Genomic DNA, 23,958 nt, shown 5'->3' with positions numbered 1-23,958 from the left:
TTCAGCTGCTGTTTTTGTCTGATGACTGATTGATTTCGTGTTGAGAACCATTGATGGACTCGTTTTTGAATTCTCTGATTGCTTTTTCGCCTGTGCTGCTGGTGGTGATGCCGGTGGCTGGGGCCTGCTTTGGCCTGGGAAGCGCGAAACTGGGCCTGGAATTCAATCGCTGGACCACGTTTTCGAATACGCTGGTCTCCTGCCTGATTCTGACGCTGGTACTGTTTGCCCCCGAAATTCAGGGAACCGGACCAACCCGCATCATTTCCATCACGCTCAAACTGCCAGTGCTGAGCACCGCAGGTCCCGATGCGGCGACCCCCCGTAATTTCCAGTGGGGCCTGGATGCGCTTTCAGCCTGGTTTCTGTTGCTGATCACCTGCCTCTGGCCGATGCTGGTTTACTTTTCTGATCGACTGACGAAGGTCTCCTGGCTGCATTATTTTCTGCTCCTGATTCTGCAGGCGATGCTGGCAGGGCTGTTGATCTCACATGATGTAATCAGTTTTGTCACGTTCCTGTTTCTGACGACGGTCTGCACGCTCTGCCTGCTGCGAATCTGGAACGGATCGCGAGCGAAGTCGGTTTTTGAGAGCACAATGTATCTGCAGTTTCTGGGTGACACGTTGATTCTGACAGGGCTGGTGCTGGCGGCAACGTCATTTTCCTGGATGCAGGGTGTGCTGCTCGAAGCACCGCAGCCACTCACATTTCAGTTTGATGCGTTATTTCGGGAAAGCATGAGTGATGTCTCACTCTACCCGCTGGCGGAGGCATACTGGAGTACCAGCGCGCCCTGGATCCTGTTGACCCTGCTGGCTGGTTTTGCGATCAAAGGGTTTCTGTTCCCCGCCTACTATGGGATGTCACAGTGGCTGTCACTGCAGAAAGAGCGAACCGTCTCACCTTCGGTAATGACAGGCTGGTCCCTGATCCTGCTGACTGTGATTTCCAAAATGAGTCTCTATGGCATGCTGCGTTGCCTGGTTCCCTTACAGCAGAGTGTCAGCGGGAGTCTCTATTCCCTGCTGGCGTTCTGGGGGATGATCGGGTTTCTGATTTCGGCACTGCTGGTCTGTGTCCGTCGGGATCTGCTGCAGGTCGTCGTCTGGTTCCTGGTGGGACAGGCGGCGTTGACATTCACCATTCTGTCAGCGGCTGAAGAGGTCGTCTCTTATTTTGCCCTGCTGAATGTCATCCAAGGACTGGCGGCGGGAACGCTGTTGCTGGTCATCCCGTTTCTTACTCCCGAAAGTGAGTACAAAGCAGACCGCGTGTTGCGGTGGCTCGGCTGGCTGTCGCTGCTCACACTGATCGGCGCCCCCGGGCTGGGTGGTTTCACCGCGTTCTTTGCGTTCCTGTGGAGTCTGACCGACCAGCATCTGCTGCTGGCACTGGGCTATCTATTGGGTACGCTGCTGTTCAATCTGGCTTTGATCCGCGGCGGCTGGCAACTGCTGAGGTCGTCGGATTCCACAGCAGCAATCACAGACACAAAAACAGCGCCCGCTGAAAAACGGGCGCTGGTCTGGCTGGCGGTAGGGCCGGCGGTGTTGCTGATTGTCAGCCTGGGGATCACGCCCGCTTACCTGCTGGAGCGGACGCTGTTCCCGCTGATCAGTTTCCAGGCTGCCCCGGTCGCAGAGGCGGCCTCGGAAGAATGATCAGTTATCGGAAGCTTCATACAGGACGCCTTCCGGGTGATCCTTTTCAGGCAGGAATTCAAAGTGCGAACCGGAGGCCAGCGTGAAGACATGCATTTGCCCGTCAATTTTCCGCCGGTAGGTGAGCGGCATCGCGGCATCGAACACATGCGAATCGCCGGGCTTCAGTTTGTAAGGGCCGCCCCAGTCACTGTACGGGCTTTTGAGTTCGTATTCGATCTCCTGTTTCGTGTTGTTGGTAATCTTCAGCTCGGGTACGGAGAAGGTGGCCAGCAGTTGTGGGGCTGCCCACTTGACCTGCTGGATCCGATAGCGGCCAAAGCCGAGTTCGATATCGGGGATTTCGGCGACCGAAGCGGGGCCCTGTTTCGTCCAGCCATCCCAGGCCGCCTGGACCAGCAAACGCAGTTTTGCCTGGTCGATGTTCTTGTCCTGCGGTTTGTAGTCCGGGGCAAAACGGGCGAGGCCACCAATGCGTGAATCCCCTTCCCAGTCGAGGCGAATGGCCCGTTTGGAAAAGCTCTGATCGAAGATTTCGGGATCGACGTCCTGGCTCAGAGAAAGCGAGAACTCGGCGTAGGGAGTCCAGTTTTTATCGGCGGCCGATTTTTTAATCGCCATGGAGATCGCGGCCCGGGGAACGACGAAGCGGAAGGGATCGTCGCTGGCCGACTTCGGTTTGTTACTGTCTTCCACCTGAATCGGTCGTGTGAGTACGAGTTCCGACCAGATTTTGATGTCGTCGCCGTACTGTTTCAGATCGGGGAAGACCTGTTGCAGTGTTTTGGCATCGGCCAGTGGGTCGAAGGAATGACCGGGAATATCCAGCACAGGAATCCGCGCGACATCATCTTCAACCAGCATTTCTGTCAGCGGTTTGAGGATGCCAGGCGCGACACCAACCTGCAGTTCGGTGACTTTCGGAATCTTGTTCACCGACGTCCCGAAAGCGTTAATCTGTTTAACGCCTGCAGATGGCTTTGTTGCATCCAGAGAAGCGACGGTCAGACCGAAATTCAGCGAGACGCCCTGTATATCCGTGACCACTTCGCGCGGCCAGAGTTTGATGCGGGGATGATAGACGGGCAGCGGCCAGACGGCATCGACGACCTGGCTGGCTTCGCTGAAGTTGAGCTGCTTTTCGAGTTCATCCACCAGGCCGGGCACGATCGCTTTGACTTCGGCTTCGATGCGGCCCTTGCTGCCATAGATGCCGTCGATCAGACCGCTGGAAACTTTTTCGGCGGTCATACCGATGCCACGCGTGGAGACCCCCGCCGGTCCGGAGACATACCAGTTGTTCTGTGGAATTGTGAAACGCGTGCGGAGTAGTTTCAGTTTGAGCGACTGCCCCTGAATATAGGGCTGCACATCGAAACTGAGCCAGACCGGTCGCTGATGACCGATACTCACAGAGATCGGTCCTGCGACCGCAGCGTGACGATTGCCGGTCACGTAGGTGTTGCTGATATAGAGATCGACATTCTGGATGCCGAGCTGAATGTTCAACGTCCCTGCAGCGTAGGCTTCTACCGCAGCGCGAGCCAGTTCCCCTTTGTAGGAGATTCCGGAGAACTGCACGCTGAAGTCGCGGCCCTGGGCGGTGGTCCAGTCGTTGATATCGGCGATATTTCCTTCCAGCATATCCGGGGGAACCATACTGGGAACGGCATCAGCAAGTGACTGCAGGAAGCGATTTCCCAGCCGGACTGAGACGGCATCGTTAATGATCAGCGCGGGTACGAACGGCGTTTCACTGTCGACTTCAGCCGGGAGTTTGCGGTCCGGCTTCACCAGCAGTGGTGCCGAAGGGTCAATCTGCAGTGTGGGATTCTGCATCCAGTCGAACAAAGGTTTGGTATAAGCGACTTTCCACACATCGTGGCCAACATCGGGGACGAGGGTGAACCGCGGCTGACCGCCTGCTTTTTTAATGGCGTCGATCATCTGTTCTGATTCCTCAGGCAGCACGACACGATCCTGGGCACCATGAAAAGCCCAGATGGGGACGTCTTTGAGTTCAGACGCCCATGCCGTTTTTCCTCCACCAGACAGGGGAGCGACCGCAGACCAGCGATTCGGGAAGGCAGCCGCCATGCTCCAGGCGCCATAGCCGCCCATCGACCAGCCGGTGAGGATCTGCCGATTGGAATTGACTGAATAGTTCTGCATCACCTGATTGAGAATCTGCAGTGCCCGTTTGCCGTCCGGAGAATCGGCGAGCCAGCCTTCGAGCAGCCGTTCTTTCATGTCCTCCGCCTGGGGAAAGACGACGATGAACGGAAATGTTTTTTCCTGCTGTTTGATCATCGGGCCCAGTCCGACCTGGGTCTGCTTGAGGCCGTCATTGCCCCGTTCCCCGGCACCGTGCAGAAACAGGATGACCGGATATTTCTTAGCCGGAGAGTAATCGTGCGGTACAAAGACCACGTAGCGATGTTCGCCCGCTTTGTCTTTGAAGACGGCATTTACAAAACCGGTTTTGACGGGAGCGGTGCTGGCCGGCTCTTTCGCGGCCGATTTGGTTTGAGCCTGTAACGCGGGGCCTGTTGACAGCAGAGCCAGGCAACAGACGATCAGAGCGGTGTGGAACGCAAACAGGAAGCGAGTTCGGAGAGTTTGCATTAGTCAATCCGTTTCCAGATTCCGGAGAATCACTGGGAAGTTTCATTCCTTGATTGAGGCAAAATCAGCGCCAATCGTTTCTGACGGCGACTGCTGACAACTACGTCGATTTTTGTGTGCGCAGGTCAGACTGTCAACAGAACGCGGGTTCGGGACCGGCGGGACAGCAGTTCCAGCCGCTCGACACCTGGTATATTTTTGACAAAAAAGGGGAAAGAACAGTGGATTCCCAGCTATACTACCCGTTACAGAACCAAGGTGAGAAGAATCCATGAATTTTTCTGGCGACGTATCGGGCCCGGTAAAAATGAGGTAACCACTTGAATATGCGACTGCTTACACTTTGCTGCCTCGTGACTCTCAGTAGTGCCATTCCGCTGTTTGGATATCCACCTCCGGGGTTCGGACCGCCCGGTTTCGGTTCTTCCAACTCCAGTGCTACAAACCAGGTGAAGGTGGTCGTCAAAGGGAAATACCGCTACATCTACTCCAACGGCATTCCCGATCATCAGCCGGGCCAGTTTCCGAACCGGAACAACCCGAACACGATCCGCCCGCAGCATTACGAGTTCCGTGTGACGATGGAACCGAAGATGTCCCGGAACCCGACACCTGTGGGCCATTCCCTGTTTGGGGTTGCCGCCAATGGGGTCGTGTTCGATGCGGAGACGGCCGAGTTCTGGAACCGGAACCGCAGTTCAGGCTGGAACTATGAAGCGAAGTCAGGCAAGATCAATCTGGGCCTGGACCAGAGCAACGCGCATGTTCAGCCGACCGGCAGTTATCACTATCATGGGCTGCCGACCGGCCTGATTCAGAAACAGGGCAAAGCGGGCGAAGTCACCCTGATCGGCGTGGCTGCAGATGGCTTCCCGATTTATGCCCAGTATGGATACAGCGATGCTGAAGACGCCGAGAGCAAAGTCCGGAAAATGAAATCCAGCTATCAGATCAAAAAGGGGAACCGCCCAAGCGGCCCCCGGGGAAAGTATGACGGGACGTTTGTGGCTGACTACGAATTTGTCGCGGAGGCGGGCGATCTGGATGAATGCAACGGTCGTTTCGGCGTGACCCCCGAATACCCGGAAGGGATTTACCACTATTACATCACCGAAGATTTTCCGTATATCCCCCGTCAGTGGCGGGGGACTCCGGATCCCAGTTTTATGAAACGCGGTCCGGGACCGGGAGGCCGCGGACGACGCGGATTCGGTCCGCCCCCTTTCGGTGGTCCGCCGCCTGGGTTTGGACAACGACAGGGATTCGGACAGAGCCAGGGATCGGGGCGCAGTTTCAACAACTGAACTGAGACAGGAAGCACGAGCGATGCAGACTGAAATCAGAAGGAGGCAGACTCACTCATGAATTAAAGCGTGCGTGCCAATTAAAGCGTGCGTGTCCGGGATTTATTTTCCCGCATGCGGCTGCGAGCGCGTGACAGCGTGGGGCCGATCGAGTTTTCCGGAATGTCCAGATCACTGCTAATCTGCTGGTAGGACTTTCCCTGCAGATGATACTGCTCCACAATCTGGGCGTCCGCGGGAGGCAGCTGGCGGATCATGTTCTGGATCTCCTCCTGATCATCAATCATCTGCTGCTGACGGGAGGGTTCATCGGAGACACGTTCGAGCCGGGAAGTCGTGGCGACATGCCCTAGAGCTTCAGCCATCCGGCGCTCGACCATTTTTTTTACAATTACCCGTCGCGAGATCACGGTCAGATAGGTCGCGAGGGAGCTGTGGCCACGAAAATTGCGGAGTACACGGTAATCGTTGGCCAGTAAGACGAGGAAGACTTCTGACAACAGATCATCAATGTCGTTGTCAGTCACACGAATACTGCGGGCATGAGCGGTGTGATGAATCACATGTGTAAACAGGCCAATGAACCGGTCTACGAAGTCTTTCCATGCACCCGGCTCTTCCGCTATGCAGCGTTTGAGCAAATTTTTATCAATATCCGTGAGAGCCACAAATCGCCCCAATTCATTTAGAAAACTGCCTTAATGGCAGCAAGCGAGTTTAAGCCTGCAACTCATTATACACCGAAGTCCCGTATTCGTGTTGGAAAAAAACAACTGAATTCAAAATGAGGGCTTCGATCAGATCATCAGTAGTAAAATCTGAGCTTTTGGCACGCGGACTTTACTAGGATCTACAATTTAAGGCAATACGAGCCTGTAAAATAAACATTAGAACACATATTTTACGTCTTAGAAGCTAAATTAAAGACGTTTTGTATACATTTTTCTAACAGGCTGCGTAGTCCGTCACTGCGGTTTTACCCCTTTTGGGCGGGTTCCTGAGGCGTCTCTGACGGTAATTCTTCTTCCAGCGGAGGGGCTGGTCGGCGGTAAAGCAGCAGGGCGACCCCCGCAATCACGAGTGGAATACTCAGCATCTGACCAACACTGAGGGGCAGATTTTCCGCGAAGGCAGCCTGGCGGAGCTTAAAGAACTCCAGCACAAAACGGGCGGAGAAGACCGTGATGAAGAAGAGCCCGATCAACAGACCGCGGGGCGTTTGTGCTTTGTACTTGCGATAGACCAGCAGCAGGAGCAGGAAGATACACCCATAGCAGAAGGATTCGTAAAGCATCACCGGGTGGCGTGGAAGCAGTTGTTCTTCTTTACTGAGTAACAGGCCATCTTTAAAGACGACCGCCCAGGGCACGTCGGTGGTTCTGCCCAGAATTTCCGAGTTAAAAAAGTTCCCGATGCGGATGAAGAAGCCGGCCAGAGCGACCGGAATCGAAAGCCGGTCCAGCAGCCAGAGCAGCGGCTGATCCGGGTGTTTGCGTGAATACAGCCAGGCGGAGAGGGTAATCCCGACGGCAGCCCCGTGACTGGCCAGTCCCCCGCGCCAGATCTGCAGAAAGCGAATCGGGTCGCTGAGATATTCCAGCGGATGATAGAACAGACAATGCCCGAGCCGGGCTCCGATAATGGTCCCCAGCACCATGTAGATCAGCAGCGATTCGACATCATCTACGTTGCGTTTTTCGGTACGAAAGATCCAGCGGAGCAGCAGGTAGCCGCAGATGAAGCCGGCGGTAAAAAAGAGTCCGTAGTAACGGATCTTAATCGGACCGATTTCAAACAGGACACGATTGATGTCCCACTGCAGATAGGCAATCAATGGATTCACGTGACTCAATTCTCCCAAATTCCGGAATGGGGGATCTGCGATTCAATTCTGTGATTTCAGAACGCGTTCAATTTGCTATGATGCTCAGACCGAAAGATAGACCATTCTGCGAGTTAAGCCTAGTCCGAATTGGTGTTTCCTGCGGTGATTGAGACTGATCACCTGTTTTTATGCCCTTCCCTGCCGAAAGGCTGATCTGACAATGAACACGGTACTGCCACGCATCATCTCAGGAGCGGTCGCCTGTGCCGCCGGTCTGGGACTGTGGGAAATCGTGCATCTCAAAGGCACGCTGCTCTTTCAGCGTTTTTCGCTCTCCTCGCTGGCAGCCGCCTGTTGTGTGATCGTGGGCGTCCTGGGAATTGCGGGTTGTCTGGCAGCGGATCATTTCTGGAAATCGGTACTGCCCGTCGTGATGCGGTTCAGGGAACAGATTACTGCGTCACGGAAACCGCTGGATCACTGGTCGGGGAGCCTGTTGCTCTCATTTTCGCTGATCGTCTATTTCGTGGCGATGCTCACTCTGCTGCCTCAACAACCTTTGCCCGAGGGAAATGACCAGGCAGCGTTTCTCACTCAGGCGCGCACGGTTCAGGAAGCTGGGGGCGCTGCGGGTCTGCTCCAGCAGCTTTTTGCAGGTGAGTATACCGAAGCCAATCAACACCCGCTCTACGTGGCGATCCTCTCGTACTTTCCCGACTATGAAGCGGGAAAACGTTTCTCGGCGATGTGCGGGCTGGCGGCCCTGCTGCTGTTCTCCTTTGGAATTGCCCGGTTGTATGGCAATGTCGTGGGGGGACTGACCGGATTGCTGCTGGCGGTCAACGCGGCCTGGTGCCGACTGACAGGACAGGTGGTCTGTGAAGGATTGCTGCTGTTATTTGTCGCGGGACTCTGGCTGGTTGTCTTACGCATCCCCGATGATCGGACGAGTGAAACGCGGTCGCGCTTCCTCTGGATCGGTGCGGGGCTGCTGCTGGGACTGGCCTGGCTGACCAAGGGTACCGCACTGGTGCTGCTGTTGGGAGTTTTGCTCTGGCGCGTCTCGTATGCCATCGACTGGCGGCGGTGCATCCCGGTCCGGTTCAAAACGGAGTCTGCGCAAACAGAAACGGAAGTCCGAACGATCTCCTGGAAACAGGCGTTGCTCAGCCTGGCGCTGGTGTTCGGGAGTTTTATCATGATCGCATCTCCCCTGCTGGTGCGAAATGCGCGCGTGTATGGCAGTCCGACGTTTAATGCCAATTCGTATCTGCTCTTCGAAGATGAGTTCACGGAGCCGCACGCCCTGATCGAGCAACGGGGATCGATAGGCAGTGCTGCCAGGCACTACTGGCAGACGCATACCATCACGCAGATGGTTAAGCGGGAAGTAAAAGGACTGGCGTGGCAGATTTTTATTTTTCTGCGCGGCCTGGGCCCCCTGCCCTTTAATGAGGGGCGCTTGTTCTTCGGACTGCTGATGTTTCCTTTTCTGCTGGCAGGACTGCTGGCAGAAACAGGACCAGCGCGACGATTGTACCTGATCTGGATGCTGTTGTTCTGGCTGGCGTTCGCCTGGTATCTGCCGATCGCCGCCGGAGAACGCTTCCTGATGCCATTGCTGCTGCCGACACTCGGATTCGTCAGCCTGGGGATCGTGCGCGTGGGTCAGTTGCTCGTTCAACGACGCACGACCTGAGAATCGATTGTATGATCAATCGAATGGATCAGGCGGGGCTTGACCATTTTTTCCGTAGCAGGGGCATGATGACCGGCACGAGCCAGAGGGCGATGCAGAACAGTCCGAGTCCTGCTGAGATCGGTCGATTGAAGAAGGAGAGCAGACTGTCGTCCTTGGTCAGGTTCTGGATAAATGACTGTTCCAGCTGACCGCCCAAGATGATGCCCAGCACGACCGGGCCGAGCGGAATGTCAAACACTTCCAGGACAAAACCGAGCATCCCCATCCCCAGCATGACCCAGACATCGAAATAACTGCCGTTGATCGAGTAAGCTCCGACGACACAAAACATCAGTATCATCGGCATCAGAATCCGGCGGGGGATGCGCACCAGTTGCGAGCCACTGCGAATCGCCAGAAAACCGAGCGGAAATAAGAGCAGGTTCGCGACGATAAAGGTGAGGTAAATGCCGTGTACGAGCACCAGCTGTTCGGTGTTCTGAAAGATCTCCGGCCCGGGGGTGATGTTCTTCATCAGCAGCACGCCGATCACGATCGCAGTGACCGAGTCGCCGGGAATACCCAGTACAAGGGCGGGGATCCAAGCCCCGGCGAGTGCGGAGTTGTTGGCACTGGTCGCATCGCCAACGGCATCGAGGGAACCTTTACCGTACTCTTCGGGTGTTTTGGAGAACTTTTTGGAGACTGCGTACGAAATCCAGGCTGCGATATCGGCACCGGCGCCGGGAATCATGCCGATGGTCGAGCCGATGCAGCTGGAACGGAGCCAGCTGAATTTGCGTTTCCAGAAATGGGGCAGCACGCCCCCGAAGACGGGCTTTAAATGTCGGAACAGTGAATGATCGTCTTCCTCTTTCGTGGCTGACTCCAGCTTTTCGGCGGCTTCGTCGGTCTTGGAGGTCAGTGTATTCCGGAAGACTTCAGACAGACCGAACAGACCAATCATCGCGGGAATGAAATTGATGCCGGTAAACAGTTCGTCGAAGCCGAAGGTGAAGCGGGGCACACTGTGGACTTCGCTCAAACCGACGGTGGAGAACATCAGGCCGATCATCAGGGCCAGGGCTCCTTTGAGTCGGGAGCCAGTCGAGACGATGGCAGCACAGCTCAAGCCGAGCACGTAGAGCCAGAAGTATTCGTAGGTGGTAAATTGAAAGGCGATTTTCGCCAGTTGCGGAGCCGCCACGATTAATATCAAAGCGCCAAACAGTCCGCCGAACACACTGAAGACCAGTGACACGCCGAGCGATGTTTCATGCAGGCCGCGGCGGGTGAGCGCATAAGCGTCGTCGGTATAGGCGGCCGACGAGGGGGTCCCCGGTATCCGTACCAGCGTGGTCGGGATGTCGCCGGCAAAGATGCTGCAGGCTTCCAGAGTCACAATCGCGGCGATGGCAGAGAGGTTATCCAGATAGAAGGTCAACGGGATCAGCAGCGCGACGGCCATGGTGGCGGTCAGCCCGGGGATGGAACCGACAAACAGTCCATAGACGGCCGAGAGGAAGATCACCAGCAGGACTTCAGGAGTTGCTATGTTCTGTATCGCGGTAATGAATGTCGATTCCATGATGTTTCTTCAGAGCGCCAGAGGAGGATACAGGATTCAAAAAGAGGTACGAGAGAATTACCAGCCGAAAATGCCCCGGGGGAGTGGGACGCGAAGCAGCTGGGCAAACAGGGAATAAATCCCGGGAATCAGGAACAATGTAATCAGGGCACTGATCCACCAGCGGGTCCCCAGTTTCCAGAGCAACAGGAACAGGATCGCACCGGCAGTCAGCACAAAGCCCAATCTTTCGGCGAACAGCTGATAGGCGACAATCCCCAGCAGAACCAGCACCGTGTTTACAACACCTTGTGAGGTGACCGTGTCTTTCGTCACATCGGGGGCCAGTGCGTGGACTTTCTTTTGCACGGCAAGACAGCCGAGGATGACACACATGGCAACCGCCAGCAGGCCGGGAAAGACCAGAGGACCGGTTCCCTTCGAGGACATCTGTCTAAAAGCATCGCTGGTGAGAAGCTTTCCGAGCGTTTCGTCGTTGGATTCCAGGAAGACCGCGAACTCATCGTTGGCCCGGTAGCGAGTGCTCAAGCCGGCGTCCCGCATGGTTTCGGGAAAGGTTTTGCCCTGCACGGTGATTTCGCCGTCGATGATTTTTTTGACGGCGGTGGAGATTTTGTTGACGATCGGTGCGGGAGTTCCTTTCGGAACCGCCAGGCCATTCCAGCCGGAGATGCTCCAGTTCATTCCCTGCGAGGCGAACGTGGGGACATTCGGGAATTCTGCCAGCGGTTCGTCGGCCATGACGCCCAGGCAGCGGACCTGTCCGGATTCATACAGCGTTTTCGCTTCAGGCAGACTGCAGCAGACCAGATCGACGCCGCCGCTGGCCAGTTCCTGCAGGGAGGGACCGGCGCCGTTCATGGGAATCCATTTAATGTCGTCGGCGTTCAGTCCGCAGAAATCGAGCCAGCCGGCCAGTGCCAGGTGCCAGATCCCTCCGGCGGCGGTACCGGTGGCGGTCAGCTTGCCGGGATTCTGTTTCACGTAGTCGCGGAGTTCCTGGGCGTTCTGGAAGGGGGAATCTTTTTTCACGAACACGGCCCCCGCTCCGTCGACAAGCGAGATGATGGGTTCCGAGTCGTGCCAGGTGAGAGAGGTCAGATCCTGCCAGTGGAGCATGTTGAGTTCGCCGGTGATGATGGCCAGCGTGTAACCGTCCGGACGGGCATTCAAGCCGCGACTGTGTCCTGTGACACCGCGCCCGCCGGTGGCATTGATGACATTGACGGGAACTTTGAGTTCCTGTTCGAGGAAGACCGCCAGTTGCCGCGAAGTGCGGTCGGTGGCTCCGCCGACGGACCAGGGACAGATGACGGTGATGGGCCGATCCGGATAATCATCGACCGATTCCGCAGCACACCCGCTGAGCAACAGGAGCAGGCTGAGCAGAATCGATTTGTACCGGACACTTACTTCAATGATCGCGCGCTGATTCATCAGTTCAGTACCAGAAGGCTTTCTCAGGCTATATTTCAGGAAACAGGACTGCCAGTGCAGTGAATTAGAATCTTTAGAATGCAGGGGAAGGTACCAGCTGTCAACGACCAGCGGGACCATGAACAGTGGTTTCATTAAGTTCCCATGAATAACTTAAGAACCAAAAATATTGAAACGAAACCAGGTGCCGCTGAGTACAATATATAAGAGAAGGTTTCTGAGCTATAAAATCGCCTGTTTACAGGAGATCAGGCGATGACTGATCTTGCAAAACGGTCTCTGTAAAGGTTACGCTATAGATATAGATTCCTGCCAATATGTATCCTCCCTCAGTCTGATCGTGTGCTGACACAGCGCTCCGAGCCTTCGATCTGGAGCGATCTAAATAGAGATCATACACTGAGTTTTCCCGCCTTAAGGTTTAATTTGAATGCGATTGTTTCGAACGTTATCTCGAACTCCCCTCCGCGCCCCTCTGCGAGCAACCTGCTTTGCTGCCTGTGGTCTGCTGTGCGTTCTCTCGGCGAATTCAGTCAAAGCCGAAGTGTCGAGTGTTGAAAAGTCAGAAAAACTGTTTAACTCCCAAGTGAAACAGTTCATCAGCAAATTCTGCCTGGACTGCCACACAGGCAAAGATGCAGAGGCCGGTCTGGCACTGGAAAAGTTCACAACCCGGACCAGTATTCTGGAACAGCGTGAAGAGTGGGAAAAGATTGTCAAGCGGATTCAGATTCAATCCATGCCTCCCAAAGACGCGGGTGAGCTGCCCTCCGATCAAGAGCGTGAAGATGTGCTGGCCTGGTTCGACGACGCGCTGTATGGCGTTGACTGTTCGGGAGACGTGAACCCCGGTCGCGTGACCATCCGTCGTCTGAATCGTAACGAATACAACAACACAATCCGCGACCTGATCGGCGTGGATTTTTCCCCAGCCGAGAACTTCCCTTCGGACGACGTGGGGTATGGCTTTGATAATATTGGCGATGTGCTCTCACTGCCCCCCCTGTTGATGGAAAAATATCTCGATGCGGCTGAGCAGATCTCTGAGAAAGCAATCTTTGCCAACACGCCAGAGAGTTACCCCTGGAAAAAGATCTCTGATAAACAATTGAAGAAAGAGGGAGCCGTCACCATCCGCCGCAGCGGAGCCGGCTTCCACTCCCGCGGCACGCTGAAAGGAACGGTGAACCTGAAGCAGGATGGCGAATACGAAATCCGCATCATTGCTGGTCAGACGCCTGCCGGAGATGAAGCAGCGAAGATGGAAGTCAAACTGGATGGCAAGCCGCTGAAAACTTTTGAAGTGAAAGCGGATCGGAATTCTCCCGAAAAGTACACACTTCCCAAAGCAATCAAACTGCCCAAAGGGAAGCATGATCTGGAGATCTCCTTCCTGAATGACTTTTACGATCCCAAGGGACCGCCCAAGAAACGGGACCGGAACCTGTATGTGAATGAAGTCGCTGTCCGGGGACCGAAGGGCAAGCTGCCCGATGACGTCCCTGCTTCCCACCATAAGCTGATCACCTGCACGCCGGAGAAGGGTCGTTCGGAGCGTTATTGTGCCGAGCGGATTTTCAAACCATTCATGGAGCAGGCTTTCCGCCGCCCAGTGTCTCGTAACGAAATGAAACCGATTGTGGATCTGGTCACCGCGACGGTGGAATCGGGGCGGACGTTTGAGCAGGGAGTCCAGGTAGGCATGCAGGCGGTGCTGGTTTCCCCTCACTTCCTGTTCCGGATCGAAGGCCTGCAGGACAGTGAAGACGAATCGAACAAGATTCAAAATGTAGCACAATACGAACTGGCTTCGCGGCTCTCCTACTTCCTGTGGAGCAGCATGCCGGACGAAAGACTGTTCAGCCTGGCTGGCCAGGGACGCCTCGACGATCCGCGCACACTGCGGATGGAAGTCAAGCGGATGCTGGCCGACCCCAAATCGGAAGCCTTCGTGAAAAACTTTGCCGGTCAGTGGTTGAACCTGCGAAACCTGGAGGATCTTTCTCCCGACCCACGCAAGTTCCGCGTCTTCAATACTCAACTCAAAGCAGACATGCGTCGCGAGACCGAAGAGTTCTTCGCCTACATCATGCGGGAAGACCGCAGCGTGGTGGACTTCATCAACGCCGACTACACCTTCATGAATGAAAACCTGGCGAAATTCTATGGCAATGATAAAGTCAAAGGGGAAAAGTTCCAGAAGGTCAACCTGGACAAATCCCGGCGGGCCGGCCTGATTACCCAGGCCAGCATTCTGACGCTGACCTCGAACCCGGAGCGAACCTCTCCGGTTAAACGGGGTAAATGGATTATGGAAAATATTCTGGGAACTCCCCCACCGACACCGCCGCCGAATGTCCCGGAACTGGAAGAGTCTGCAGAGGGCAAGCAGAACATGACCCTGCGTGAACAGCTGGCTCTGCACCGCAAGATGCCGGGCTGTGCGGCCTGCCACGATCAGATGGATCCCCTGGGGCTGGGTTTTGAAAACTTCGATGCCATCGGCCGCTGGCGTACGAAAGAGGGGAAACATAAAATTGATGCATCGGGTAAATTACCCGATGGCCGGACATTTGAGAGTCCCGTACAATTAATCGGGATTCTGGAACAGCAGAAAGACGGTTTCTGCCGATCTTTAACAGAGAAGATGCTGACATACGCCATCGGTCGTGGGACTGAATATTACGACAAATGCGCGATAGACGAAATCACTGCGAATTTTACCGCCAAAGGGTATCGCTTCTCGGAGCTCGTCACCGAAATTGTTCTCAGCGATCCCTTCCTGAAACGTCAGAAAGGTTCTCGAAAATGACTAATCTTCTGAAACGCCGTACATTCCTGAAAGGGATCGGAACGACACTGTCGCTGCCGCTGCTGGATATCATGCAGCCTCAGCCCGGCATTGTGTCAGCCGCGACCGCTGCGGGAAAACCACCAGTGAGAACCGCGTTCATCTTTTTCCCGAACGGAGTCATCGGTCCGTCCTGGTTTCCCACCTCAGCCGGTGCGAATTATGAAATGCCGAAATCGTTAAAACCGCTGTCAGATCTGAAATCGGATATCAATGTGATTTCGGGACTGGCCCAGATCAATGCCCGGGCTCTGGGTGATGGTCCGGGTGACCATGCCCGTTGTGCCTCGGTCTATCTGACCAGCGTACACCCGACCAAGACCAGTGGTGCCGACATCAAAGCCGGTATCTCGGTCGATCAGATCGCCGCGCAGCAGGTAGGACATCAGACCCGCCTGCCTTCACTGGAACTGGGGCTGACGCGCGGTCGCAACGCCGGCCAGTGCGATTCCGGCTATAGCTGTGCTTACTCATCGAACGTTTCCTGGCGTTCACCTTCCACGCCGACTTCGAAAGAAATCGTCCCCAAGCTGGCGTTCGAGCGTTTGTTCGGCGGTGGTGCCGAGCGGGAGAAAGAGCGTGCCCGTCATCTGAAAGACCGCCAGAGTATTCTGGATCTGGTCAAACACGATGCAGACCAGTTGAAAAAGCAGCTGGGAAAAAGCGACCAGCGAAAGATTGACGAATACTTCACCAGTGTGCGTGAGATCGAACAGCGGATTGAACGCAGCACGCACCACGAAAAGATCAAGCCACCGGAAATGCGGCTGCCGGACGGAATCCCCAGCGATCTGCAGGAACACGTCCGTTTGATGTACGACATCCTCCTGCTGGCTTTCCAGACTGATTCCACTCGAATCGCCACCTTCATGGTGGGCAATGCCGGCAGCAACCGGACGTATCCGATGGTGGGTGTCAATGCTGGTCACCACGCACTGTCGCACCATCGGAATGATGAAAAGAAAATTGCCGACCTGCAGAAAATCGATGAATATCTGACCTCGCAGTTTGGTTACTTCCTCAAACGGCTGAAAGCGACACCCGAGGGGAACAGCAACCTGCTGGACAACTCGATGATCTGCTACGGCAGTGCCATCGGCGACGGGAACCGACACACGCACCACGATCTGCCGATCATCCTGGCTGGTAAAGCAGGTGGCACGATCAAGACCGGTTATCATCACCAGGTCAAAACAGAAACGCCGCTGGCGAACCTGTACCTGTCGATGCTGGACCGGATGGGAACGGACGTGACTTCGTTCGGCGACAGCACCGGGCGTCTGAGCATTATCGACTCCTGATTTTCGTTCGCTTCCAATTTAATGATGCACGTAAAGGCTGCTGATCATAGCCGATCAGCAGCCTTTTTTGCTGGATGCGATTCCTATAGACACAGTTTCCTATCTGCCTTAACATTACGCCCCCGAACGCACATCCTGTACAGTCACCCCCATCCCCCAGAACATGCACTGGTATGGAAACCTCCCTGCATCGTCAATTGAAATCCTACTATGCTCCCAATGCGGAGTGCGAGGAAGTCACGCTGGGCGCCTATCGTATCGACGCGATCGACGGTGATCGACTGATTGAAATTCAGCATGGTTCTCTGGGCGCGATCCGGGACAAGGTGCGTTGTCTGCTGGAAGATTACGATGTGCACGTAGTCAAACCGATCGCCGTTCGGAAGTACCTGATCAAACGGAAGAAGAAGAATGGCGAAACCATTTCGTCACGATTCAGCCCCCGGCGCGGTTCGGTATTTGACCTGTTTGAAGACCTGGTGCATTTCACGAATGTGTTCCCGCATCCCCGCCTGACGCTGGAAGTCGCGCTCACAATTCAGGAAGAGCATCGCATCGCTAAAAAGCCACGTCGCTTCCGCGGGAAAGACTATCGGGTGGAAGATCGGGTATTGCGTTCTGTTGAGGAACAGATCGAATTGAATACCGCTGACGATCTGTTGAAACTGATTCCCGGTAAACTGCCGAGCCCCTTTCATACCAAGGATCTGGCGAAAGCAGCAGGCATCCAGCGCTGGCTGGCGCAGAAGATGGCGTACTGCCTGCGGAACACGGGTGCCATTAACCTGGTGGGCAAAGAGAAGAACGCACTGCTGTACGAAGTGGCGACGGGAGATCAGGCTGCTGCCTGAGCATGAAAAAAAGGAAACTCCCGAAATGAAAAATTGTGAGCTTCAATCACAATAGATTTGACTACCAACCAACTTACTCAAAATCCGTACAGAGCCATTAAGTCCTAGGCTGCCGCTGACACATATGGCCATAATTTCTCGGCAGTCAAAATAACCCAAGTTGCCATCCGTATTGGCACAAGCGGTCTCTTTTTCGGGAGTTTCCCTGTTGAAAACAGTTACCAGACCGAAGCGAGTTGTGTCTTGTCCCTGCTACAGAAACACCCGGATGTAGATAGACCACCAGCGCTGTTATTATGATCTCAGGATCAACAACACACACGAAAGCGAATCAAAATACGATGAGTGAGATAATACTCAGGCTTGAGTCAGAGTGATTCTCAGAAAGAACAACCTTAACCTGGCCCGTGTATCTGTAAAGGTTTTGACTGAAGACAGTCTCAATCGGAATGGCTTAATTTTAAAAATCTTCTGCTTCCTCAGCTCGCCAATTCGTTCTGATTTCTTTGAAAACTGAAACGAATCAGTGTGACAGTTGAAAGCTAATTCTCAGATTAACTTTTCTTCACAGAGAGTCAACAAAGATGCGAAGAAAAACCATGTGAAAAAAAAATTCGCTTTTTTCTTCAGTGACAACTTACCGAAGATTGACATTCTACATGTAAAACAAAACGGGAACGACCGAATGATCGTCCCCGTTTTTTATCTGTCTCGTTCAGAAATGGGTCGTGTTTTTCAGAGCACACCTTTGGATGAAGGGACTCCCTGCTGCCGGGGATCAATGGCCACAGCCTGACGCAGCGCCCGCGCGGTGCCTTTAAAAATCCCTTCCGAAATATGGTGACTGTTCGCACCATGATGCAATACGTGATGCAGGTTGAGCAGACCATTGGAAGAAAAGGCCTGCCAGAATTCCCGCACGAGTTCGGTATCGAACTGGCCAATTTTTTCGGTTGGGAACTCGACCTGAAAGACAAACCAGGGACGTCCACTCAAGTCAAGTGCCGCGGTAACGAGCGTCTCTTCCATGGGAATGGTCAGAGAGCCATAGCGCGTGATCCCTTGCTTATCTCCGAGTGCCTGGCAGAGTGCTTTCCCCAGGCAGATGCCCACATCTTCGACCGTGTGATGATAGTCGACTTCCAGGTCGCCGTTGGCTTTGATGGTCAAATCGAACAGCGCGTGCCGGGCCAGCAGGGTCAGCATGTGGTCAAAGAAGCCGACGCCGGTCTGGATATCGGACTGACCTGTGCCATCCAGTTCCAGGGTCAATTCAATCTGGGTTTCAGCGGTATCACGTTTGATTGATGCTTTACGGCTCATCTCGGGCAGTTCATGTCTAAAGGGAGTAAGTGGGTCAATTATCAAAGTTTACCGTGCAGCGATCGAATCACCAAAATGCATCACCACAGCCGGCCTGCTTCGTCTCAATTCGAGGAGACACGCGCGGTGTGAATTGTATAACCGTTCCAATCGCACCCGGCTGAAAGTAAAACTGTGACTGTTCTAACAGTCGCTCAGCCGATCTCTTGGAGGGCATCCAGTACGTGTTGAATCTCGGCATCGGTACCAACCGTGATTCGCAAACCGTCGAGCGTTCCCTCTTCCAGGGAGAACTGCATGTAACGCACCAGGATTTTCCTGCGTTTGAGTTCCTGGTATCGCCGCTCATGTTCTCTGTCGGAGTGGGTGCACCAGACAAAGTTGGTCTGACTGTCGACCGCTTCGAAACCGAGGTGGCGCAGCTGCTCGATCAGGTAGCTGCGGGTCGCGCGAATCTTCGCAGTGTTCTCCTGCATCCAGTCCTGATCTTTGAGTGCTGCGGTCGCTGCAGCCAGGGAGAGGGTGTTGCAGTTATAGCTGTCTTTGACTTTCCGCATACCGCTGATCAGATCGGGATGCGCGACCGCGAAGCCGAACCGGATGCCGGCCAGGCTGTATGACTTACTCAAGGTGCGGGTCACGACCAGTTGGTTGCCGCGGTCTGTTTTGAGCAGTTCCCCCTGGTGCGGCTGGTCACAGAAATCGCCGTAGGCTTCGTCGAGGACAAGCACGCCCTGCGAGGGGATCAGCGAAAGCAGGTCTGCGTCGGACCAGCGGTTGCCCGAGGGGGCATTGGGATTGGGAACGAAGAGAATTTTACTGTCTGCTGCCAGTTGTTGTGCGGAAGCGGGCCAGCTCCAGTCCGGGTTGAGCTGAATCTTCTGAAAGCGAGCTCCCTGGATCTCTGCCAGCGTTTCATACAGCGTGTAACTCGGATAGGGTGCCGAGACCAGTTGCCCCTGATCGACGAAGGTCCGCATCAGGATTGTCAGAACTTCATCACTGCCGTTACCGGGCAGGATCCAGTCGGGATCGACCTGGAACAGTTCTGCGGCAACTTTCCGGAACTCGGTTGCCAGCGGATCGGGATAGATATTCAGCCGTCCTTCCAGGGTCTGCTGGACCGCTTCGAGCACGCGGGGGGACGGGGGGTAGGCATTTTCGTTGGTATTCAGTTTGACCCAGCCAGACTCCTGAGGCTGCTCCCCGGGAGTGTAGCCTGCCATCTGCTGAACCAGTGGTCGAAACAGACTCATATTCTTCTTCTCAATGTAAACCTTAAAAGTTGCCCGTCCCTGTCATTACCCTGGAATCTCCTGAGCGAAACCTATAACAGGACAAGCCGCGCCCCATGTGAGTTCTCACAATTCACAGCATTTCTGTGTCCTGCCTCAGAGATTCTTCTGAGACAGCGACGCGAACACCCTGATGTCAGACGTTAAACAGGAAGTGACAGATATCGCCATCCTGCATGATATACTCTTTGCCTTCCACGCGGAGCTTACCCGCTTCCCGAATGGCTTTCTCCGACTGGTACTGTTCCAGGTCCGCAACCGAAAAGATTTCGGCGCGAATGAATCCCCGTTCAAAGTCGGAATGGATCACGCCGGCCGCCTGCGGCGCGGTAGCACCGATGGGAACCGTCCAGGCACGGATCTCGATTTTACCGGCTGTGAAATAACTCTGCAGTCCCAGTGTGTGGTAAGCCGCCCGGGCGACTGCGGCGAGCGCGGGTTCTTCCAGGCCGACGCTCTCCAGCATCTCATGGCGATCTGCTTCGTCGAGTTCTGCAATTTCTGCCTCGAGGCGTCCACAGACGACGACGACTTCGCCCCCCTCCTCGGTGGCCCGTGCCCGTACCCGTTGTACCAGTTCTCCTTCGCCGAGAATATCATCTTCATCGACATTCGCCAGATAGAGGACTGGCTTGGCAGTGAGGAACTGATAGCCTTTGAAGATTTTCCGTTTTTCCGGATCATCAAAGGTCAGCCCGCGGAGTGGCTTTTCTTCCGCCAGCCAGGCAGCACAGGTTTCCAGGACGGCCAGCCGCATTTTGGCTTCCGCGTTGCCGGAGCGGGCGGTCTTGGCGGCCTTGTCTTTGGCCGAATCGACCGTCTGCATGTCCGCCAGCATCAGTTCCATGTCGATGGTTTCGATGTCGCTGATCGGGTCGACTTTGCCTTCGACGTGGATCACGTCGCTGTTTTCAAAACAGCGGACCACGTGCAGGATGGCGTCGACATTACGGATGTGGGAGAGGAACTTATTTCCCAACCCTTCCCCTTCCGAAGCCCCCCGCACGATCCCGGCGATGTCGACGAGCCTTAAAATCGCGGGGATGACTTTATCGGTGGTAATGTATTTGTGAATGATTTTCAGCCGCGGATCGGGCACGTTGACGATGCCCACATTGGGTTCAATCGTACAGAAGGGATAATTTTCACTCGCGATCCCCGCCGCGGTTAAGGCGTTAAATAACGTCGATTTACCCACATTCGGCAGGCCAACAATACCAGCTTCCATAGCTCTTTTCAGTCATCAGAGAATATTTGAGATCAACCTGACCCGGCTGACACTACCGGCCGTACACCACACAGGTTCTGTTATCTAATTCCGGCCCATCATAGCGAACTGGGGATTCAAAAGGAAATGATCGCCAGAGGTCCTTTTTCCCCTTAATTCCGGGAATCTTCGTCGGACAACCAACACAAACGCTGCAGGCGGAGTAGAAATCTAAGACATGTTAAATTATTGCTACCTTTCCCTGATACGGATAGTTAAACTGGAAGGTGGATATTCTCGAAAAATCGATTCATATCTGAATGACCTCCCGGATTTCGACACCACAATGAGTAGGCTATGCGACCCATTATACACCTTGTGACCTGCACCCTGATTCTATTGGTCACCTTCACTCACTGTCCCGCCGGCAGTACAGACACCACGAAGCCAAACATTGTTCTGATCGTCACAGATGATCAGGGCTATGGGGATATTGCCGCGCACGGCAACAAGATGATCAAAACCCCCAACATGGATGAGCTGTACCGCAAGAGTCTGCGTCTGACCAACTTTCATGTGGATCCAACGTGTGCGCCTACCCGTTCTGCCCTGATGACGGGTCATTATTCTACCCGGACTGGTGTGTGGCATACGATCATGGGGCGTTCGCTGATGGACACGAACGAAGTCACCCTGGCCGAAGTCTGTAAGAGCAACGGTTACAAAACCGGCATGTTCGGGAAATGGCACCTGGGGGACAACTACCCGATGCGTCCACAGGACCAGGGCTTTGAAACCGTCGTCCAGCATGGCGGCGGTGGAGTCACCCAGACCCCGGATTACTGGCAGAACGACTATTTCGATGACACCTACCTGCGTAACGGCAAGCCGGAAAAGTTCAAAGGCTACTGCACGGACATCTGGTTTGATGAAGCACTGAAGTTCATCGAAACAAATAAATCAGAGCCGTTCTTTGCTTACATCGCCACTAATGCTCCCCACAGTCCCTACCTGGTCGATCCCAAATACAGTGATCCCTACGCTGCCAAAGGGGTGCCGGCACAGATGGCTGCCTTTTACGGTATGATCACCAACATTGATGAGAACATGGGGCTGCTGGAACGCCGCCTCAAGGAATGGGGGCTGGACGAAAACACGATCCTGATTTTCATGACCGACAACGGCACCGCCGCCGGTTTCAAACGTCCCAAACCAGGCAACCTATCCAAAAAACAGCAGCGGCGTCTCTCCAAGGGCAAACCGATTGTGCTGGAAACCTGGCCCGGCTTTAACGCGGGGATGCGGGGCACGAAAGGTTCTGAATACGAAGGCGGACATCGGGTTCCCTGCTACATTCACTGGCCTGCAGGCAAGCTGACCGGCGGGAAGGATATTAACCAGCTGTCGGCCCATATCGATCTTCTTCCCACGCTGGCAGAGCTCTGTGACCTGACGATCTCCAGCGAGCTCAAGCTGGACGGGACCAGCCTCGTGCCGATTCTGAAAGGAAAGAAGGATGCTTTGCGGAATCGGACTTTGATCGTTCATTCACAGCGGATTGAAATTCCGGAAAAATGGCGCAAATCGTCAGTCATGACCGAACGCTGGCGGCTGGTGAACCAGAGCGAACTGTATGATATCCAGCATGATCCGGGTCAGACGAAAAACATCGCCGCTGAATTTCCGGGCGTGGTGAAATACCTGTCGGCAGAGTATGAAAAATGGTGGGAAAGCCTGAAGCCCCGCTTCAGTGAATACGTGCCGATCGGCATTGGTTCCCGGTTTGAGAATCCCGCGCATTTGACCTGTCACGACTGGCATGCTCCGATTCAGCAGGTTCCCTGGAACCATCAACTGATCGCCAAAAACCCGATTGCGAACGGCTTCTGGATTGTGAATGTACTGGAACCGGGAACGTATGAAATCACGCTGCGGTGCCGTCCGGAATCGGCACATCATCCACTGAAAAAAGGCGTCGCCCGGATTCAGATTGGAGATCAGAAACTGAAACAGGACGTGGATGAAGGCGATCTTTCTACCACCTTCACCCTGGAGCTGACCAAAGGCCAGAAGAAGCTGCAGACCTGGCTGGATGAAGGGAACGGCGTCTCGCGCGGTGCGTTTTTCGTCGAGATTTTCCGCAAAGAATAATCTTAATTCAAGCCGGCGCACATCATCGTTCAGGCAGAGCTGGCCTGGGCGATTCCCACCCGGGCCTGAATCCGATCGGTCTCGATCAGCTGCTTCAAACGTCGCTGATTCTCTTCCAACTGGTCCCGAGGATTCTCCTGATGCCAGAGATGGAACACGGAGGCGGCAAAGCGGGCATCCTTGTGATAGACGCCGTTACGGATCAGGCGTAACACGAGATCCGAATCTTCCATCCCCCAGCCGGTGTAGTCTTCGTCAAATCCGTTGACGGCAAGCAGGTCCGTTTTCCAGGCGGAGAGGTTACAGGTCTTGGCCCCTTCCCACTGACGGGCGATGCGGTGTCGATAGTGGCGTCCCAGAGGCAGGCGACACAAAGGCAACAGGCGGTTGATACTTTTGTCGCGGCGGGCGGCGAGCCATTGCCCCCAGGTCCAGACTTCGACAGGCAGTTTCTCTTCCAGAACCTGTTGTGAGAAGGACTCAGAGAGCAGCACGCGGTTTCCGGACAGGAACCAGCCCGTTTCCGCCAGGCGTTCGTGCTGCGCCAGGAACCAGGGAGCCGGGATGCAGTCACCGTCTGTAAAGACGATGTAGTCCGACTCGGCAGACTGAATCGCCCGATTGCGAATCGCTCCGGCCCGGAAGCCCTGATCGGGGTGCCAGACATGTTTGACCTTGAACGGGGCAGCTTCCTGGAAGGCCTCGATGACGGTCCGCGTTTCTTCCCGCGAACCATCGTCGGCGACAATCAGCTCATCGGGGGGACGCTGCTGGCTCAGATATCCCGCCAGCACGGCCTCCAGTGCCGTGGGCCAGTTGTATGTGGTGATAACGACAGCAAGTCCAGCCATGGAG

16 protein-coding genes are annotated in these 23,958 nt (G+C 54.9%); 7 read left to right on the top strand and 9 right to left on the bottom strand.

Features of this window, described 5'->3' with window-relative positions; translation table 11 throughout:
• Positions 1 to 53 precede the first annotated feature (53 nt).
• Entirely contained in the window at positions 54 to 1,664 is a 1,611-nt protein-coding gene (locus tag Enr10x_RS03580) for a hypothetical protein (protein WP_145104101.1), read from the top strand.
• Here the strand turns inward: Enr10x_RS03580 and Enr10x_RS03575 are convergent, their stop codons facing one another.
• Complete coding sequence (locus tag Enr10x_RS03575; RefSeq protein ID WP_145448155.1) at positions 1,665 to 4,289, bottom strand: carboxylesterase family protein; 2,625 nt, start codon at positions 4,287 to 4,289, stop codon at positions 1,665 to 1,667.
• Between the two features lie 326 nt (positions 4,290 to 4,615).
• Here Enr10x_RS03575 and Enr10x_RS03570 point away from each other — a divergent pair, with 326 nt between their 5' ends.
• Entirely contained in the window at positions 4,616 to 5,593 is a 978-nt protein-coding gene (locus tag Enr10x_RS03570) for a YHYH protein (protein WP_232093222.1), read from the top strand.
• 80 nt (positions 5,594 to 5,673) lie between these two features.
• On the opposite strand, the gene Enr10x_RS03565 is transcribed toward Enr10x_RS03570, so the two are convergent.
• Together Enr10x_RS03565 and lgt are read right to left on the bottom strand one after the other, a co-directional pair.
• Positions 5,674 to 6,261, bottom strand: a complete 588-nt coding sequence (locus Enr10x_RS03565) for an RNA polymerase sigma factor (RefSeq protein ID WP_232093221.1) — start codon at positions 6,259 to 6,261, stop codon at positions 5,674 to 5,676.
• 308 nt (positions 6,262 to 6,569) lie between these two features.
• Entirely contained in the window at positions 6,570 to 7,436 is an 867-nt protein-coding gene (lgt, locus tag Enr10x_RS03560; protein ID WP_197996382.1) for a prolipoprotein diacylglyceryl transferase, read from the bottom strand.
• A gap of 202 nt (positions 7,437 to 7,638) precedes the next feature.
• Between lgt and Enr10x_RS03555 the strand changes: the two genes are divergently transcribed.
• Positions 7,639 to 9,117: a glycosyltransferase family 39 protein gene (locus tag Enr10x_RS03555; protein WP_145448154.1), complete on the top strand. Its 1,479-nt coding sequence runs from the start codon at positions 7,639 to 7,641 to the stop codon at positions 9,115 to 9,117.
• Positions 9,118 to 9,145: 28 nt separating this feature from the next.
• Here Enr10x_RS03555 and Enr10x_RS03550 read toward each other — a convergent pair whose 3' ends face one another.
• Positions 9,146 to 10,687 carry a tripartite tricarboxylate transporter permease gene (locus Enr10x_RS03550; protein ID WP_145448153.1) on the bottom strand — a complete coding sequence of 514 codons (1,542 nt, stop codon included), beginning with the start codon at positions 10,685 to 10,687 and terminating at the stop codon, positions 9,146 to 9,148.
• A gap of 57 nt (positions 10,688 to 10,744) precedes the next feature.
• A complete protein-coding gene (locus tag Enr10x_RS03545; protein WP_145104091.1) occupies positions 10,745 to 12,259 on the bottom strand; it encodes a tripartite tricarboxylate transporter substrate-binding protein in 1,515 nt (504 codons plus the stop codon).
• Between the two features lie 295 nt (positions 12,260 to 12,554).
• On the opposite strand from Enr10x_RS03545, the gene Enr10x_RS03540 reads away from it, so the two are divergent.
• The 3 genes from Enr10x_RS03540 (at position 12,555) to Enr10x_RS03530 (ending at position 17,127) form a co-directional block, all read left to right on the top strand.
• Positions 12,555 to 14,936: a DUF1592 domain-containing protein gene (locus tag Enr10x_RS03540; protein ID WP_145448152.1), complete on the top strand. Its 2,382-nt coding sequence runs from the start codon at positions 12,555 to 12,557 to the stop codon at positions 14,934 to 14,936.
• Positions 14,933 to 16,276 carry a DUF1552 domain-containing protein gene (locus Enr10x_RS03535; RefSeq protein ID WP_145448151.1) on the top strand — a complete coding sequence of 448 codons (1,344 nt, stop codon included), beginning with the start codon at positions 14,933 to 14,935 and terminating at the stop codon, positions 16,274 to 16,276. Before Enr10x_RS03540 ends, Enr10x_RS03535 begins: the two co-directional genes overlap by 4 nt.
• 173 nt (positions 16,277 to 16,449) lie before the next feature.
• Positions 16,450 to 17,127: a hypothetical protein gene (locus Enr10x_RS03530; protein WP_197997468.1), complete on the top strand. Its 678-nt coding sequence runs from the start codon at positions 16,450 to 16,452 to the stop codon at positions 17,125 to 17,127.
• 735 nt (positions 17,128 to 17,862) lie between these two features.
• Here Enr10x_RS03530 and hisB read toward each other — a convergent pair.
• The 3 genes from hisB to ychF form a co-directional block, all read right to left on the bottom strand.
• Positions 17,863 to 18,450: an imidazoleglycerol-phosphate dehydratase HisB gene (gene hisB, locus Enr10x_RS03525; protein ID WP_145104085.1), complete on the bottom strand. Its 588-nt coding sequence runs from the start codon at positions 18,448 to 18,450 to the stop codon at positions 17,863 to 17,865.
• Between the two features lie 194 nt (positions 18,451 to 18,644).
• Positions 18,645 to 19,706 carry a histidinol-phosphate transaminase gene (gene hisC / locus Enr10x_RS03520; RefSeq protein WP_145448150.1) on the bottom strand — a complete coding sequence of 354 codons (1,062 nt, stop codon included), beginning with the start codon at positions 19,704 to 19,706 and terminating at the stop codon, positions 18,645 to 18,647.
• A 175-nt stretch (positions 19,707 to 19,881) separates the two neighbouring features.
• The gene (gene ychF, locus Enr10x_RS03515; protein WP_145448149.1) at positions 19,882 to 20,973 is read right to left on the bottom strand and encodes a redox-regulated ATPase YchF; all 1,092 of its coding nucleotides are present in this window, start codon (positions 20,971 to 20,973) and stop codon (positions 19,882 to 19,884) included.
• Between the two features lie 336 nt (positions 20,974 to 21,309).
• Between ychF and Enr10x_RS03510 the strand changes: the two genes are divergently transcribed.
• Positions 21,310 to 23,103, top strand: a complete 1,794-nt coding sequence (locus Enr10x_RS03510) for an arylsulfatase (protein ID WP_145448148.1) — start codon at positions 21,310 to 21,312, stop codon at positions 23,101 to 23,103.
• A gap of 29 nt (positions 23,104 to 23,132) precedes the next feature.
• On the opposite strand, the gene Enr10x_RS03505 is transcribed toward Enr10x_RS03510, so the two are convergent.
• On the bottom strand, positions 23,133 to 23,954 hold the full coding sequence (locus Enr10x_RS03505; RefSeq protein WP_145448147.1) for a glycosyltransferase family 2 protein: 822 nt from the start codon (positions 23,952 to 23,954) through the stop codon (positions 23,133 to 23,135).
• Positions 23,955 to 23,958: the final 4 nt, after the last annotated feature.

Origin of the sequence: Gimesia panareensis (assembly GCF_007748155.1) — a bacterium.
GTDB classification, from domain to species: domain Bacteria; phylum Planctomycetota; class Planctomycetia; order Planctomycetales; family Planctomycetaceae; genus Gimesia; species Gimesia panareensis.
Note: the sequence above shows the minus strand (reverse complement) of the source record. Positions and strands in the feature narration are given on the sequence as shown.